A 16,341-nucleotide genomic window follows, 5' to 3' on the forward strand; every position below is an offset into this window, starting at 1 on the left:
AACCAGGACGTGAACACCACCAGAACCCTCTGCTTCGTCATCGCGTCGCTCTCGTCGTACGCGGCGCTCGTCTACCGGCTGGGCCAGGCGCGGCGCAGTTGGAAGGACGGCGCGTACCGCACGCTGATCGCCACTCTGCTGCTCCAGTGCCTCACCTTCACCATGGGGGCCTTGGCCATGGGGGGCGCGCCCCTCCTGGGAGTCGGAAACCTCGCCGTGCTCCTCATGCACCTGTCGGCGGTCGCCTTCTGCGTCAGCGCGCAGATCATCCTGCTGCGGTGGGCCGCGGCGGACGCCGGGGCCGTACGCAGGACCCGCTACTGGCTGATCACCGGTATCGCCCTCGACGTGCTGCTGACGGCCCTGTTCCTCCTCGCCGACGGCACGGGTCGGCCGGCCTCGGACTTCGACGGCACCAGCGAACCGCTGCTGCTCACCTACCTGCTGGTGTTCATCGTCTCCCAGGCGATTCCGTGCGTCACGATCTACCTCCAGTGCGGCCCGTACGCACGGATGACCGACAACGCCTCGCTGCGCCAGGCCCTGCGGCTGCTCTCGGTCACCGCCGTGATCCTCTTCCTCTACTGCCTGGCCAGGACGGTCAACATCCTCACGGCGGCGTTCGGGGTCGACATCGGCGTCTGGAAGGTCGCCGCCTCGGTCTTCAGCGCCGCGGGCATCGTCCTGCTCTCGCTCAGCCTGACCAACTCCTCCTGGGGCCCGGCCGCGACCCGGCTCCTGGAGTGGGCCCGGACGTACCGGTCGTACCGGGCGCTCTACCCGCTCTGGCGGGACCTGTACGAGTCCTCCCCGGACATCGCCCTGGAGCCGCCCGGCGCCGGTGTGTCCGACCTCGACTACCGGCTGCACCGCCGGGTCGTCGAAATACGGGACGGGTGGCGGGACTTGCGTCCGTACATCGACCGGACCGCCGGCGAGGGGTGCGATCCGGCCAAGGAGGCGAACGCGGAATCGCGGCAGGCCTTCACCGAAGCCGCACAGATCAAGCGCGCCTTGCAGGCAAAACTGACCGACACGGTGCCTCAGAACAACAAGGACGCGGGTGACTTCGACGACCGCGACACGAACAACTTCGCGGCAGAGCTCGCATGGCTCACCCAAGTGGCAGCCGCCTACAGTAAGCTCGACAAGGCGAGTTGAGAACTCCCGCCCGGTTTGCATCCCCCGTCAAACCGGGCGGGTATCCCGTTTCCCCGCTGTCTTGCGGCCGGACGGGTGGCTCCCGCCCGGACTGGCCCGGCCCATCCCCCGAGGGCCGGGCCAGTCCGATGTCCGGCGACCAACTGTGCGTCCCCCGTGAGCGCAAGTTAGCTGCCAGCTATCGGCCGGACCCCACGTTCGCCGAGTCCTGGTCAATTGTCAACTGACCGCTAATCTGTGAAACTGGCGTATAGCTGAGAGTTATGCCGAGGAGGCGACGGGAGGATGGTTCACCATGACCGGGACCGAGAAGGACACCGAGAACGGGAGTGAGGAACGCCCCCTGCTCGCGACGCGCCTCGACGACCTGTTCCGCACGGTCCGCCCCAAGGGCAAGCACTGGACCAACGCCGAGGTCGCGGACGAGCTGAAGCGGGTGAACCCCGAACTCAAGGTCGGCGGTGTGTACCTGTCGCAGCTGCGCACGGGGAAGCGCTCCAACCCCTCACCCGACCTGCTGGCCGCCCTGGCCCGGTTCTTCGGGGTCTCGGTCGCCTACTTCTTCGACGACAAGGTCGCCGAGTCCGTGCTGGGCGAGCTCGCCGCCATCGAGGCGCTGCGGCAGTCCGGCGTACGCGCCGTGGCGATGCGGGCGGCCGGGATGAAGAAGGAGAACCTCCAGGCCATCACGGCCATCATGGACCAGTACCGGCAGATGCAGGGCCTGCCGCCCGTCGCCGACCCCTCCGACCCGGGATGAGGGGCGCCCGCAAGGAGCGGGCGGCCGATCACGAGCGCCGCAGCCGGCTCAAGAAGCTCCGGAAGGCGGGCGCGCGGCGGATCGCCGAACTCGATCTGCCGACGGCGACCGACGTGGCCGAGCTGTGCCGCCACCTCGGCGAGGTGCGCGACCGTCCGATCACGTTGGTCCCGATGCAGATGCCCTCGTCGCATCCGTGCGGCATGTGGGTGGCCGCCCGCGACGAGGACCTCATCTTCTACGACGCCAACACCACCGGCGCGCATCAGGAGCACATCATCTTGCACGAGCTGGGCCACATCATCTGCTGCCATCGCGGGGCAGGCGGGCTGGACGAGGCGGCCGCGCGCCTCCTCTTCCCCAACCTCGACCCCCAACTCGTACGCGACATGCTCCTGCGCGCGACCTACGACGACGTCCAGGAGCAGGAGGCGGAGATCATCGCCTACCTGCTGTCCCAGCGGATCGGCGACGCCGAGCAGCGGCACGCCGCGGCGCCCGCCTCGGCGGTGGACGAGGACGGCAACCCCACCAGGAGCGCCACGCTCAGCCGCATCGAACGCACCCTGATCTGAGATGGATCACTTAGCGTCCGGCGGCCGCCACCTCTTCGGCCAGGATCGACACGGCCCGTCCGATGTCCTCCTCGCGGTGCTCGCTGGTGACGAAGAACCGCAGGCGCGACAGCCCCTCCTCGACGGCGGGATGGAAGATCGGGTCCGCGACGACGCCTCGGGCGAACAGCCGGTCCGCGACGCGCAGGGTCCTCGTCGAGTCGCCGAGGAGGATGGGCACGATGGGGGTGCCGCCGCTGGTGCCCGTCGCCAGGCCGGCCGCGGCGGCGAGCCCGAGGAAGAGTTCGGAGTTGCGCCTGAGCGCGCGCACCCGCTCCGGCTGCGCGGTGAGCAGTTCGGTGGCGGCCAGCGCCGCGGCCGCGTTGGCCGGTGTCAGGCCGACGCTGTAGACGAAGCCGGGGAGCGTGTGGCGCAGCCAGCGCACCGTCCGGGCCGAGCCGCCGAGGTAACCGCCGCAGCTGGCGAAGGCCTTGGAGAGGGTGCCCATCCACAGGTCCACGTCGGACCGGTCGACGCCGTAGAACTCGCCTACGCCCCGGCCGCGTTCGCCGACGGTGCCGATGCTGTGGGCCTCGTCGATCATGAGCAGGGCGCCGTGGCGCTTCTTCAGCTCGATCACGGCGGGCAGGTCGACCAGGTCGCCGTCCATGCTGTAGGCGCCCTCGACGGCGATCAGTACCCGCCGGAACCGGGACCGGTTGAGCCGGAGCATGTGCTCCAACTGGCCCATGTCGTTGTGGGCGAAGGGGCGTCGCGCCGCCCCGGACAGGGCGCAGCCCTGGAGGATGCTGTCGTGGGCGAGCGCGTCGTGCACCACGAGGTCCTCGGGGCCGACCAGGTGCCCGATCGCGGTGACGTTGGTGGCGTGGCCGCTGACCAGTGCCAGGCAGTCGCCGACGCCGAGGAAGTCGGCCAGGGCCCGTTCCAGTCGTACGGTCAGGTCCCGTTCGCCCGAGAGGACGCGGCTGGCGGAGACCGAGGTGCCGTACCGGTCCACCGCCCGGTGCACGGCTTCGTCGACGGCCGGGTGGCCGGAGAGCCCGAGGTAGTTGTAACTGCCGAAGGACAGCAGGGTGCGTCCCTCGATGACGGTCGTGTCGCGGATGGTGCCCTCATGGACCCGGAAGTACGGGTTGTCCGCACCGGTGTCGGCGATCCGGCCGAGACGCTGCTCGAACTCACCGACTTCCGGGAACTCCTCCACGGCCGCCGTCCCGACGTCCCAAGGGGCGCTCTCCCGCCGGCGGGCCGGTCCGCCGGAGGCCGGTGGCGGCACGTGGTCCGGGCCGCACTCCGGGGCGGCCTCCGGATCGACGAGTCCGATCAGTCCGCCGACGGTGAGATCGGGCGAGAACAGCCCCTCGGGTCGGAATCCCGGTATCCGTCGGGCGAGGTTGACCGCGAGTTCCTGCAGCATCAGGGAGTCGAACCCGAGATCGGCCACGAGGGCCAGGTGCCCGCTCAGCTCGGAGAGCGGGAAGACACCGGTCCGCGAGATCTCTTCGAGCACGGCGGACCCGGCGGCCCCGGGGGGTGTGGTTCGCTCGCCCTCGGGGCCCGGCCCGGCGGCCCGCGCCGCGGGTATCGACCCGGCGGGAACCGGGACCGTGCGCGCCGCGTCGTCCACGACCCAGTGGCGGCGCGGGGCCAGCGGGCTCGGTGGGAGGGTGCACGGGGGTGTCCGCACCGTCGTGGGCGGTCGGGGCGCCGGGACGCGCTCGGTGTGCTCCGCGTACTCGGCGTACTCGGCGTACCGCGCGAGCTCGTCGGTACGTCCGGCGGCTACCGCGGCGGCCGCCGCGGTCAGCCTGGCGGTGGCCTCGGCGACGTCCCGCGCCACCACGGTGAGGTGGTGCGTGAGCGGTGTGCGACGCGCGAGGGTGTCCGCCACCACGGCCGGCGCGGGCCGGTCCTCGGCGATGGTGTCCGCGAGCTCCCGGGCGTAGCGGACCAGTCCGTCCCGGTCCCGGGCGCTGAGGGCCAGTACGTGCGGTGCGCGGTCCGCCGTCGCCTGCGCGGCCGGGCCGACCGGTGGCGGGGCGCACTCCTCCACGACCAGGTGGACGCCGGTACCGCCGAAGCCGAAGGCGCTCACCCCCGCCCGGCGCGGCCCTGCGCGGAAGGGCCACGGTGTCGGGGCCGTCGCCACGGTCAGCCGAGCGGCGTCGAGCGCGGGGCGATCGGCGAGGTCGCACTCCGGCTGCGGAGGTATCACGCCCCGCTGCACGGCCAGGACCGACTTGATGAGCCCGGCGATCCCCGCGGAGTTCAGCGAGTGACCGACCACCGCCTTCACGGCTCCGAGGTAGGCGGGTTCGGGGCGCTCTCCGCGCAGTTCGCGCAGGACACCGAGTTCGACGGGGTCCCCGACCGTGGTCCCGGTGCCGTGCGCCTCCAGGTAGCCCACCGTGTCCGGGGCGAGTCCCGCGTCCCGGTAGGCGCGGCGCAGTGTGCGGAGCTGACCGGCCGCCTGGGGGTGCATACCGCCTTGTACGGTCCCGTCGTTGGCGGTTCCCACGCCGCGGATCACCGCGTAGACCCGGTCGCCCGCCGCCAGGGCGTCGGTCAGGGGCCGCAGTACCAGGACACCCGCTCCTTCGCCCAGGACGAAGCCGTCGGCCTTCGCGCCGAAGGGCAGGCAGCGGCCGCTGCGCGAGATGGCGCCGATCCGGCACAGCCCGACCAGCAGGTCGGGGGTGAGTACCAGTTGCGCTCCGCCCGCGAGGGCGATGCGGGAGCGGCCGGCGCGCAGTGCGTGCACCGCGTTGGCCACGGCCATGAGTCCGCCCGAGCAGGCCGAGTCCAGGGCGTAGCTCTCCCCGTGCAGGTCGAAGACCGAGCTGATGGTGTTGGGCCCCATGTTGAGCAGGAGCCCGGCCACGGAGGTGCCGTTGAGCCCGTGGACGGCCCGGACCGCGTCCTGCGGGCGGGGCTGGTCGAGCCGCGCCCCGAACTCGCCGCCGGCCAGCTGGCGCATCCGGATCTGCAGGGTGCTGAGTTCGCGGTAACCGCCCTCGGTGAGCGCGGTGATCACCGAGGTCTCCTCGCGGTCGAAGCCGTCGGCCTCCCACCCCGCGTCCTGGATGGCCTCGCGGGCGAGGTCGATGAGCAGCCGGGCCTGCGGGTCCATCGCCCGGGCCCGTCGCGGGGGGATGCCGTAATGAGTCGCGTCGAAGTGACCCACGTCCGGTAACAGCGCCATGGTGTCCGTGTACGCCGCCGACGCATCACGGAGGCTGTCGCTCAGGAAGGCCTCGGTGTGCCAGCGCGAGTCCGGGATCGTCCTGAACTGGGCCTGTGGGGCCGTCAGGAGCCGCCAGTACTCGTTGACATTGCGCGCTCCCGGGAATCGGCAGGCCATCCCCACGACGGCGATGTCCTCCCGCCGTGGCCTGGGGTCCTCCATCTGATCCATCCCTGTCCTGTCACCCGTGTCGATCGCCGGCCGCGAGTCGCTCGCGCCACCATGCGACGGTCTCCTTGACCTGCTCGTCGACGGGGGTGGACCGTACCGCGAACGCCGTCTCGTACGCGCTCGAATTCACGACGAACGGACGGTCGAACTGGTAGCGGATCTCGTTGAGTTCGCGGATCAGCGGGGAGAAGAGCGAGGCCGCGCCGACCACCGCGGCCGGCAGGCCGCGCACGGCGACCGGTCCTGTTCCCGCCTGGGCGCAGAGTCGCCCGACCATCTCCCTTACGGACAGCGGCGGCCGGGTCGGGACGTGCCAGGCGCGACCCCAGGCGCGTTCCTGGTCCGCGACCTCGACCAGTGTCCGGGCGACATCGGGGAGGTAGGTCCAGCTGTGCGGGGCGTCCGGGTCCCCCAGTGTGGTGACCGGCTTGCCGCGCAGCAGCGGCGGCACGACCCGTCCGGCCAGATGGCCGCCGTCGGTGACGCCCGGCCCGAAGAAGTCCGAGGCGCGTACCTCGACGGCCCGGATCCGGCCCTGCTCGTGCAGTGTGCGCGCCTGTTCCCAGACCGCGGCGCGCACCCGTCCCTTGGTACCGGTTGCCGCGAGCGGCAGGTCCTCGGTCAGGGGGCCGGCCACCGGGCCGTAGCCGTAGAGGTTGCCCAGCATGACCAGGACGGCCCCGGTGGCCTCGGCCGTGGCGCAGAGCGAGGAGGCCAGCGGCGGCCAGTCGCGGGCCCAGTGGTGGTACGGCGGTGCGGCGCAGCTGTGGATCGCGGCCGCGCCCCGCGCGACGTCGGTCAGCCCCGCGGTGTCCGTCGCGTCCAGCGCGACGTGCTCGATCCCCGGTTCCGGACTTCGTCCCGATCTGGTGACGACCCTCACCGTACGGCCCTGTTCGGCGAGGAGCCGGGCGGTGGCGGAGCCGGCGGGACCAGAACCTACGACGACATGAAAGCTCACGTGCGCACCCTAGCGCGGGCGACCGGCGGCCCCTCCTCCGGAGGACGTCTCCCGGCCGGCGCGGGAGCGCGGGGCGCCGGACTCTGGGGAGATGAGCGAGGACCCCACCGGTGCCCGGGGCGGCGCCCCCGGCAACGGGCCCGCCGTCTCCCGCGAGGAATTCGACGCGCTGTTCGCGTCGCTCCGTACGTGGGGCCGGTGGGCGGCGGCCGACCGCGGGGCCTGGAACCGGGTGACGGCCGACCACGCGCGCGGGGCCACCGCCTCGGTCCGGGACGGGACGGTCGTCCCGCTGGGCCGGCCCTGGGACACCCGCCCCGGCCCGGACAACGCGAAGCCCGCCCTGCACTACATGTCCGACCTCGGCGACGTGCAGGCTCCGGAACCGTCCGTCTACAAGGACTTCCTCGGCGCGGACTATCACGGCAAGGGCGTGACACATCTCGACGCACTGTCACACATCGCCTACCGGGGGCGACTGTACGACGGGCGCGCGGCGCGGGGGTCCGTGGACGCGGCAGGGGCCCGCTTCGGCGCGGTGTCGGCGCTCGGCCCCCTGGTCACGCGGGGCGTCCTGGTCGACCTGCCCGCCGTCCTCGGGGTCGAATGGCTCGAACCGGGTCGTGCGGTGCACGCGCGGGACCTCCGCGCCGCGGAGGAGGCGCTCGGGGTGAGCGTCGGGGACGGTGACGCGGTGCTGCTGCGCTCCGGGGCACTGCGCCGGCGCCGGCGGCTCGGCCCCTGGAATCCCGACGAGGCGAGCGCGGGCTGGCACGTGCACGCCGTACCGCTGCTCGCCGAGCGCGCCGTCGCGCTGCTGGGCGCCGACGGGGACAGCGACGTACGCCCTTCGCCGGTCGAGGGCCTGCACTCCCCCGTCCACACGCTCGCGGTGGCGGCGATGGGGGTGCCGCTGCTGGACAACCTCGATCTCGAACCGCTCTCGGCAGCGTGCGCCGCGGCGGGTCGTTACGCGTTCCTGCTCGTCGTGGCACCGCTGAACGTGCCCGGCGGGACGGGTTCGCCCGTCAATCCGGTCGCGGTCCTCTGACGGCCGGGCCGCTGATCACTTCGCTCCCACACCTCATCGCCGAAATGTGAGGAATATACTCAAATCTGGTGATCGAGGGCGCGCCGGTGAGGAAGTGATGCACATGGGGGTCGTCGGAGACCGCATCGGCCCCGTGCGCTTCCGTGACCGATTCCTCCAGGGCGAGTCGGTCGAGGGGAGCGTGAGAAGTCCGATCCTGAGTTCGTGGCAGCGCAGCCGACTGCTGGGACTGTCGCCGGACCAGTCGGAACTCCCCTTCGAGCAGGACTTCGACCTGGAGGTCCCGCTGCTGCGCGCCGCCGAGCCCGTGCTCGACCGCCTCCAGGCCATTTTCGCGGGCAGCCAGACGAACATCTGCCTCGCCGACGGTCACGGCATGGTGCTCGCCCGCCGCTTCGGCGAGAAGTCCATGGTCAGGCGACTCGCCCCGATCCAGATCCTCCCGGGGTTCGTGTTCGCCGAGCGGTTCGCCGGGACGAACGGCATCGGCCTCAGCCTCGCGGAAAGGCGGCTCTGCCAGGTCTACGGCGCCGAGCACTTCGCCGAGCGGTCCCAGGCCAGCGCCTGCACCGCGATCCCGCTGCGGGACCAGCTCAGCGGACACATCCAGGGCGTCCTGTGCCTCGGCTATCCGTACACCGAGGCGGACCCGGCGCTGGTCCCCGTGGTGCGGAAGGCGGCCGAAGCGATCGAGCGTCGGCTGATGGACCAGAGCTCGGCGCGCGAGCACGGTCTGCTGCAGGCCTATCTCGATGCCGCGCACCTGGCCCGGAGCAACGAACACGGCCTCGACGGGCATCCGGTCGCGATGGCCGACTTCCTCCGGAGCGAGCTGGAGCAGAGCGACCAGGCGACCCTCAAGGAGAAGGCCACGGAGCTGATGTCCGGGGACCGGCGGGCCGCCGCCGAGGTGCCGCTGTCCCGCGGCCGCTGGGTCACCCTGGTCAGCCGCCCCGTGACGAGCGCCGCCGGGGTGGAGGGGGTCGTCGTCGAGGCACTGCTGCCCGAGGACTCGGAGCGGCACGCCCCCGCCCCCACCCACCCGCACACCCCCGCCACGGCGCCCCCCGCGTTCCGGCCCCACGTCGCCCCCGATCCGGATCCGGATCCCGCGACGGTCCGCGCACGCGGCGCACCGCCCGCCGACGACCCCGACCGGGACGGTCGGGTCAGGGGGCTGGTGCTGGTGGGCGAGCCCGAGGTGGGCAAGTACGCCGTCGCGGCGCGCCGGCGCCTGGAGTTGTTGGCCGAGGCCAGCAACCGCATCGGCACCACGCTGGACGTGAGCCGCACCGCCTGGGAGCTCGCCGAGACGGCCGTGCCGAGGTTGGCCGATTTCGTCACCATCGACCTGCCCGGGGGCGTCCTGCTCGGGGAGGAGTCCCCGCACCCCACCAGCGAGATGCTCCGCACGGTGGTCCACGGCATTCGCGAGGACTGCCCCTTCTATCCGGTCGGCGCGCAGGTCACCCTGCGGCCCACCACGCCCCACATGCGCTGCATCGCCACCGGGCAACCGGTGCTCGAACAGGACCTGAAGGCCGCCTTCGGCTGGATCGCCCAGGACCCCCAGCACGCCGAACTGCTCCTGGCGCACAACATCCACTCCCTCATCACGGTCCCGCTGCTCGCCCGTGGCGCCGTCCTCGGCGTCGCGAGCTTCTACCGGTCGCAGGACCCGACCCCGTACGGGGACGACGACCGTTCGCTGGCCCAGGAACTCGCCGCCCGCGCCGCCCTCTGCATCGACAACGCGCGCCGGTACACCCGCGAACACACCCTCGCCCTGTCGCTGCAACGCAGCCTGCTGCCCCGCGGGCTCCCCGAGCAGAGCGCCGTCGAGGTCGCCCACCGCTATCTGCCCGCCGAGTCGGGAGTCGGCGGCGACTGGTTCGACGTCATCCCCCTCTCCGGGGCCCGGGTCGCCCTGCTCGTCGGCGACGTCGTGGGCCACGGCCTGCACGCCGCCGCCACCATGGGCCGGCTGCGCACCGCGGCCCGCAACTTCGCCGAACTGGAGCTGGCCCCCGACGAGCTCCTGACCCACCTGGACAACCTGATGGTGCGCCTCGACCGCGAGGAGGGCGGGGACGGCCCCGACCCGGGCAGCACCGGCATCGTCGGCGCCACCTGCCTGTACGCCATCTACGACCCCACCTCCCAGCAGTGCACGATGGCCCGCGCCGGCCACCCGCCGCCCGCGCTGGTCCGGCCCGACGGCGCCGTGTCCCTGCTCGACCTGCCCGCCGGTCCCCCGCTCGGCCTCGGCGGTCTGCCCTTCGAATCGGTCGAGATCCGGCTCCCCGAGCACAGCCAACTCGTCCTCTACACCGACGGGCTCATCGAGGACCGCCACCGCGACGTGGACGTGGCCCTCGACGCCCTGCACCGGGCGCTGGCCCACCCGGACCGGGGCCCCGAGGAAACCTGCCAGGCCGTCCTCGACGCCGTGGCACCCGAGCACCCCGACGACGACATCGCGCTCCTCGTCGCCCGCACCAACGCCGTCCCCGCGGACCGGATCGCCGGCTGGGAGCTCGACGCCGATCCGGCCCGTGTCTCCGAGGTCCGCGCCGCTTCGGTGAGCCAGCTGAACCGGTGGGGGCTGGAGGAGTCCGCCTTCGCCACGGAACTGCTGCTCAGCGAGCTGGTCACGAACGCCGTCCGGTACGGGACCGCGCCCATCCGGGTGCGCCTGATCCACGACCGCAACCTGATCTGCGAGGTGCACGACGCCAGCAGCAGCGCCCCGCGCATGCGTCAGTCGGCGAGCACCGACGAGGGCGGCCGCGGCCTGTTCCTCGTCGCCCAGCTCGCCCAGTCCTGGGGCACCCGCTACACCCCCGGCGGCAAGGTCATCTGGGCCGAGTGCAGCCTGGCCGCGGCATGACCCCCGAACCCCCCGCCGTTCGGCCATTGGAGTCAGACCGCGCGGCGATATGCCGAGAATGCACCGCTATGTCCCCGTAGAGTGCCCCGTACCGTCGGGAAGAACTCGGAGGCCGACCCCCGGAGAAGTCTGTGCATGACGCTCCCGGCACCTGGGCGAGCCCACCCTCGCACTCCGGTGCCGCACCACTCGTCCGCGTGCGCGGCCTGAGCAAGTGGTTCGGTGGCACGCTCGCTCTGGACTCGGTCGACCTCGACCTCCACCGCGGCGGCGTCCTCGCCCTGCTCGGCCCCAACGGAGCCGGGAAGTCCACCCTGATCAAGGTGCTCGCCGGGGTCCACCGGGCCGACGCGGGCGAGGTGACGGTGGCCGGTCATCCCCTCGGCGGCCACGCCGCGACCCGGAACATGTCCTTCATCCACCAGGACCTCGGGCTCGTCCCATGGATGACGGTGGCCGAGAACATCGCTCTGGGCACCGGATACCCCCGCCGCCGCGGACCGATCTCCTGGCGGCGAACCCGGGAGCGCTGCGACGAGGCCCTTCGGATCGTCGCCGGGCATCTGGACGCCGACGCCCGGATCTCCCACCTCGGCCCCGCCGAGCGCTCGCTCGTCGCCATCGCCCGCGCCCTCGCCACCCGTGCCGAACTCATCGTGCTCGACGAGCCGACCGCCACCCTCCCGGCCGCCGACTGCGCGCGGCTCTTCGACGTGCTCCACACCCTGCGCGACCGCGGACACTGCATCCTCTACGTCAGCCACCGGCTCGACGAGGTCTACCGGGTCGCCGACACCTTCGCCGTGCTGCGGGACGGTCGGCTGGTCGACCGGGGCCCGCTCGCCGGTCACAGCCCGGACCGGCTGGTGCGCGCGATCGTGGGTCACGCACCGGCCGGCAGGACACCCGGCACTCCCCCGGCCGCCGGCGCACCCCTGCTGAGCCTCGACCGGGTGCGGACCGTCGCCTCCGGCGAGGTCAGCCTGGACCTGCGTGCCGGCGAGATCCTCGGCATGGTGGGCCTGACCGGCGCCGGCCACATGGAGCTGGGCCGTTCCCTCGTCGGCGCACGACCCGTCCTCGGCGGCCGGGTCCTGCTCGACGGCCGCCCGTACCACCCGCGTACGGTCCACTCCGCGCTCGACTCCAGCGTCGGCTTCGTGGCGGCCAACCGTCAGGAGGAGGGCTGCGCCGCCGACCTGACCGTACGGGAGAACTTCCTGGCGAACCCGCGCGCGGCAGGCGTCCCGGCGGCGCACTGGATCAGCCCCCGGCGCGAGCGCGCCGAGGCCCTCGCCCTCATCGACCGGTTCTCGGTCCACCCCCGCGACAGCGAGGTGCCGATCGCCACCCTGTCCGGCGGCAACCAGCAGAAGGTCATGGTCGGCCGGTGGCTCCGGGGACACCTGCGCCTGCTCGTGCTGGAGGAGCCGACCGCCGGTGTGGACGTCGGGGCCAAGGCCACCATCCACCGGCTGCTCGACGACGCCCTGGCCTCGGGCCTGGCCGTCCTGCTCATCTCCACCGATTTCGAAGAGGTCGCGGACGTGTGCCATCGCGCCCTGGTGTTCGTCCGCGGAAGGGTGAGCACCGAGCTGAGCGGTGCGGACCTCACGGTCGCCGAACTCACCCGGACCGCTTCGGCCATGCCCGCGATCACCGGCCCCACGACGGACCGATGACCATGCCCCCTTCGCCCTCGCCCTCGTCTCCCTCGCCCTCGTCACCTTCCTCCCCCGATCCCTCCGCGCGACCCCTGTCGGCCCACCTGCGGGGGCACCACCTCGGCGCCTACGGCCTGCTGGTCCTCGCCGTCCTGCTCTTCCTGGTCTTCTCCCTCGTCCTGCCGGACACCTTCCCCACCCGGGACAACGTCTCCTCGATCCTGTCCAACCAGTCGATCCCGGCCGTCCTGGCCCTCGGCGCGACCATCCCCATCGCCACCGGCAAGTTCGACCTGTCCATGGGCTACGGCCTCGGACTGGCCCATGTGATGGTGCTGCGGCTCATCGTCGACACGGGCTGGCCGTGGCCGCTCGCCTGTCTCATCGTGGTCCTCGGCGGGGCACTGGTCGGGGTCCTCAACGGCGTCATCGTCGAGTACGTGCGGATCGACTCCTTCATCGCGACGCTCGGCACCGGCAGCATCATGTACGCCGTCACCGGCTGGATCACCGACGGCTCCCGGATCGTCCCCGGCCCGGAGGGCCTGCCGGCCGCCTTCACCGGCCTCTACGACTCCCGCTTCCTCGGGCTGCCGCTGCCCGCCTACTACGTCCTGGCCCTCGCGGCGGCGCTCTGGCTGGTGCTGGAACGGCTGCCGCTCGGCCGATACATGTACGTCATCGGCTCCAGCCGGCGCACCGCCGACATCATCGGCATCCCCAGTCACCGGTACTCCGTCTACGCCTTCGCCGGTTCGGGCCTGGTCACCGGTCTCGCCGGGGTCCTCCTCGCCGCCCAGCAGCAGACCGGCAACCCGAGCGTCGGACTGGACTACCTGCTGCCCGCCTTCGTCGGCGCCCTGCTCGGGTCGACCACGATCAAACCCGGCCGCGTCAACGCCCTCGGCACCGTCGTCGCCGTCGCCGTCCTCGCCGTCGGCCTCGCCGGCATCGGCCAGTTGGGCGCCGACTTCTGGGCCACCCCGCTGTTCAACGGCGCCACCCTGCTCATCGCCGTCGGCCTGGCCGGCTATTCCGCCCGCCGCCGGCTGCGCACCCCATAGAAGAAGTTCGTACGCGCACCGCGTCAGGAGCACCGTGTACCCGAAGGACTCGCATCCCCGATCGCACCGCAGGGCCCCGCTCACGACGGCGGCCCTCCTGGCAGCGGCCGCCACCCTCCTCTCCGGTTGCGGGGGCGGCGGCCCCGCCACCGGCGCCGCGCCGCCCAAGGCCGGTTGCCCCACCGCCCTCGCGAGCGCCGGGGCGGCCGTCGCGCGGGCCGAGAAGGTCGACACCGCCTGGCACGGCCCCACCACCGGCCCCGCGGCGGTCCCCGGCAAGTCGATCGTCTATGTCGCGCAGACCATGACCAACCCCGGGGTCGCCGGCGTGGCGAAGGGCGTCGAGGAGGCGGCGAAGGCCATCGGTTGGCAGGTCCGGGTCATCGACGGGGACGGCACCCCGGCCGGGATCCAGGCGGCGCTCAGCCAGGCCATCACCCTGCGACCCTCGGGCATCGTCATCGGCGGCTTCGATCCCCAGCTGACCTCGCAGCAGATGGCGCGGGCCGAGGCGGCCCGCATCCCGGTGGTCGGCTGGCACGCGGTGGGCTCCCCGGGCCCGAGCGAGAGACCCAAGCTGTTCACCAACGTCACCACCAAGGTGGAGGACGTGGCGAGGATCAGCGCGGACTGGATCATCGCCCGGTCCGCGGGCGACGCCGGGGTCGTCCTCTTCACCGACGACTCGATCCCGTTCGCGAAGAACAAGGCCGAGCTGATCCGCAAGGAGCTCGCCACCTGTTCCGGCGTACGGCTGCTGAGCTACGAGAACATCCCGATTCCCGACGCCGCGAGCCGCACCGCGCAGGCTGTCTCCTCGCTGCTCTCCCGCTTCCGGAGCGAGTGGACGTACTCCGCCGCCATCAACGACCTGTACTTCGCGGACGCGGCCCCGGCCCTGCGGGCGGCGGGCAGGCCGGGCTCCGGGCCACCCTTCAACATCGGCGCGGGCGACGGCGACCCCTCCGCCTTCCAGCGGATCAACAGCGAGCGGTTCCAGGCCGCCACCGTGCCCGAGCCGCTGAACCAGCAGGGCTGGCAGATCGTCGACGAGTTCAACCGTGCCTTCGCCGACCGACCGGCCAGCGGCTACGTGGCTCCGGTGCACATCGCCACGGCCGACAACAGCGACGGCGCCACCTCCTGGGACCCGTCCGGTTACCGCGAGGGGTACCGAAGGATCTGGGCGGGCTGACCACACGGGTTCGCCGCCGGCACCGGTCCCGCTCGGTGCGGGGCCGGTGCCGGCGGCCATGTCAGGTAACCGGCCCCCTGGTTCCCGGCGCTACTGGTACGGGTCGAAGGGGATGCCGGCCGGTTCGGCCTCCGCCAGGTGGGAGGCGAAGGAGCCGTCCTTCAGGCCGAAGTGCGCACTGCCGAAGTCCGCCTGGGTGAGCTTGTCGCGCACGGTCGCGGGATAGCCCGACCACCCCACGAGCGTCGGGAACTGCCAGGTGCCCCGGTGGTTCTCGGGCGGCTCGTCATTGGTGTTGGCCGCGCGGAAGCAGTGCGTGCCGATGCCGTCCTTGTGGTAGACGATCTTGGGGTGGTTGCCGTCCCAGCGGATCTGGTCGCGCGCGTGGATGTTGAAGTCCCCGTGGGCGGAAGTCGCGACGTACTTGGCCTCGTTGCCCTGGATCCACACGACCACGTGCTCCCAGTCGTGACGGTGGCCGCCGAGCTCGATGCCGGGCAGGGCCTGGTCCTTCTCGAAGTAGAGCGCGTAGACGACGGCGCACCAGCCGTTGTTGCACTTCCAGCGGGAGTAACCGTTGGTGTTGGCGAGGTCCGAGGCGTCCCGGCAGCTGCCGTTGAGGGCGCCGGTGGGCCTCAGCCCGCCGTTCAGGACTCCGCTCGCGCTGATGGCGGGTGTCGGGTAACAGCCGTCGGTGTCGTAGTCGTAGGCGGGCTGGTAGGTCGACTCGATCGCTTCGGCCTTACCGGGAAGCGCCGGGGGCGGCGCCGCGAAGGCCACCTGGGGAACGGCGACGACCACGGCGAGGGCGGCGCCGACGACCACCATCGAGCGCCGGATGTGACGGTTCGTCCGCAAAACAGGCCTCCTGGCCGACCGGGTGCGAGGGTGGCGGACGCATCGCGACGGGACACCGTCGACCGACACGCCGCGAGCATCATTCGCGAACCGGTGCGACACGGCAAGAGGCCGGGCAGACTCCGTTCCTTGCATACCGAAGGACCCTAAAGGCCTTGTACACAACAATAATTGATGGATTGTCAGAGTCGGACGGGACGTCTTCCTCGAACGGTACGGGCCCTGGCCGGACCGCGATGCCGACGGGAACGCCGAACACCGCGCGGGACGAGTCCGTTCTGGGACGGTCACTCGGAGGGCGGGGTCGGGCGGACATGGTGGTGCCTGCACGGACCGGGGCGCCGCACGGTGGGGGCTGGACATCGCGTCCCGCGGCGGCAACGGACATCGAGGTGATCGCCTGCGACGACAGGCAGTGGCTGGAGCACTTCCACCTCGCGCGCACCGTCAGGGTCGCGGCCTCGGATCCGCCGTCCTGCGTTCGGTCCTGGCGCGGACGGACGCGCAGGCGATGACGGTGGGCCTGAACGTCTTGCGGGGCAGTGCGGCCCGTCGGCTCTACGAGCGCCACGGATTCACGGTGGAAGCACAGGACCCGATCGACGTCTTCATGGTGCGCCCGCCCGGGGCCGCCGATGCGAAGACCTGAACCTGGCCGCGACACCCCCCTGACCCGTCGGCCGCGCCCGGGCGACCTTCAGCCGCGGGTCACCCGAGGACGTTCATCAGGATGATGGCCAGGAGGTC

Annotated in this window: 12 protein-coding genes; 9 read left to right on the plus strand and 3 right to left on the minus strand. The window is 72.2% G+C overall.

The window, feature by feature from the left end; all coding sequences use genetic code 11:
• Positions 1–9 precede the first annotated feature (9 nt).
• The 3 genes from ACGFYY_RS09110 (at position 10) to ACGFYY_RS09120 (ending at position 2,496) form a co-directional block, all read left to right on the plus strand.
• On the plus strand, positions 10–1,161 hold the full coding sequence (locus ACGFYY_RS09110; RefSeq protein ID WP_393707812.1) for an MAB_1171c family putative transporter: 1,152 nt from the start codon (positions 10–12) through the stop codon (positions 1,159–1,161).
• 295 nt (positions 1,162–1,456) lie between these two features.
• A complete protein-coding gene (locus tag ACGFYY_RS09115) occupies positions 1,457–1,921 on the plus strand; it encodes a helix-turn-helix domain-containing protein (protein WP_365271542.1) in 465 nt (154 codons plus the stop codon).
• The gene (locus ACGFYY_RS09120) at positions 1,918–2,496 is read left to right on the plus strand and encodes a toxin (protein ID WP_393707813.1); all 579 of its coding nucleotides are present in this window, start codon (positions 1,918–1,920) and stop codon (positions 2,494–2,496) included. Before ACGFYY_RS09115 ends, ACGFYY_RS09120 begins: the two co-directional genes overlap by 4 nt.
• A gap of 10 nt (positions 2,497–2,506) precedes the next feature.
• Here the strand turns inward: ACGFYY_RS09120 and ACGFYY_RS09125 are convergent, their stop codons facing one another.
• Positions 2,507–5,911, minus strand: a complete 3,405-nt coding sequence (locus ACGFYY_RS09125; RefSeq protein ID WP_393707814.1) for an aminotransferase class I/II-fold pyridoxal phosphate-dependent enzyme — start codon at positions 5,909–5,911, stop codon at positions 2,507–2,509.
• 10 nt (positions 5,912–5,921) lie between these two features.
• Positions 5,922–6,872, minus strand: a complete 951-nt coding sequence (locus tag ACGFYY_RS09130) for an NAD-dependent epimerase/dehydratase family protein (RefSeq protein ID WP_393707815.1) — start codon at positions 6,870–6,872, stop codon at positions 5,922–5,924.
• Positions 6,873–6,963: 91 nt separating this feature from the next.
• Between ACGFYY_RS09130 and ACGFYY_RS09135 the strand changes: the two genes are divergently transcribed.
• The 5 genes from ACGFYY_RS09135 (at position 6,964) to ACGFYY_RS09155 (ending at position 14,736) form a co-directional block, all read left to right on the plus strand.
• Complete coding sequence (locus ACGFYY_RS09135; RefSeq protein WP_393707816.1) at positions 6,964–7,923, plus strand: cyclase family protein; 960 nt, start codon at positions 6,964–6,966, stop codon at positions 7,921–7,923.
• A gap of 103 nt (positions 7,924–8,026) precedes the next feature.
• Entirely contained in the window at positions 8,027–10,813 is a 2,787-nt protein-coding gene (locus tag ACGFYY_RS09140) for a SpoIIE family protein phosphatase (RefSeq protein ID WP_393707817.1), read from the plus strand.
• Between the two features lie 131 nt (positions 10,814–10,944).
• Positions 10,945–12,495, plus strand: a complete 1,551-nt coding sequence (locus ACGFYY_RS09145) for a sugar ABC transporter ATP-binding protein (protein ID WP_393707818.1) — start codon at positions 10,945–10,947, stop codon at positions 12,493–12,495.
• Positions 12,492–13,541 (plus strand): ABC transporter permease, encoded by a 1,050-nt coding sequence (locus ACGFYY_RS09150; RefSeq protein ID WP_365271561.1) that lies wholly within the window; start codon positions 12,492–12,494, stop codon positions 13,539–13,541. The genes ACGFYY_RS09145 and ACGFYY_RS09150 overlap by 4 nt, the downstream gene beginning before the upstream one ends.
• Positions 13,542–13,575: 34 nt before the next feature.
• On the plus strand, positions 13,576–14,736 hold the full coding sequence (locus ACGFYY_RS09155) for a substrate-binding domain-containing protein (protein WP_393707819.1): 1,161 nt from the start codon (positions 13,576–13,578) through the stop codon (positions 14,734–14,736).
• Positions 14,737–14,826: 90 nt separating this feature from the next.
• Here the strand turns inward: ACGFYY_RS09155 and ACGFYY_RS09160 are convergent, their stop codons facing one another.
• Complete coding sequence (locus ACGFYY_RS09160) at positions 14,827–15,564, minus strand: NPP1 family protein (protein ID WP_393708010.1); 738 nt, start codon at positions 15,562–15,564, stop codon at positions 14,827–14,829.
• Positions 15,565–16,009: 445 nt separating this feature from the next.
• Between ACGFYY_RS09160 and ACGFYY_RS09165 the strand changes: the two genes are divergently transcribed.
• A complete protein-coding gene (locus tag ACGFYY_RS09165; protein ID WP_393707820.1) occupies positions 16,010–16,243 on the plus strand; it encodes a hypothetical protein in 234 nt (77 codons plus the stop codon).
• Positions 16,244–16,341: the final 98 nt, after the last annotated feature.

The organism is Streptomyces sp. NPDC048331 (assembly GCF_043201215.1).
GTDB lineage: Bacteria > Actinomycetota > Actinomycetes > Streptomycetales > Streptomycetaceae > Streptomyces.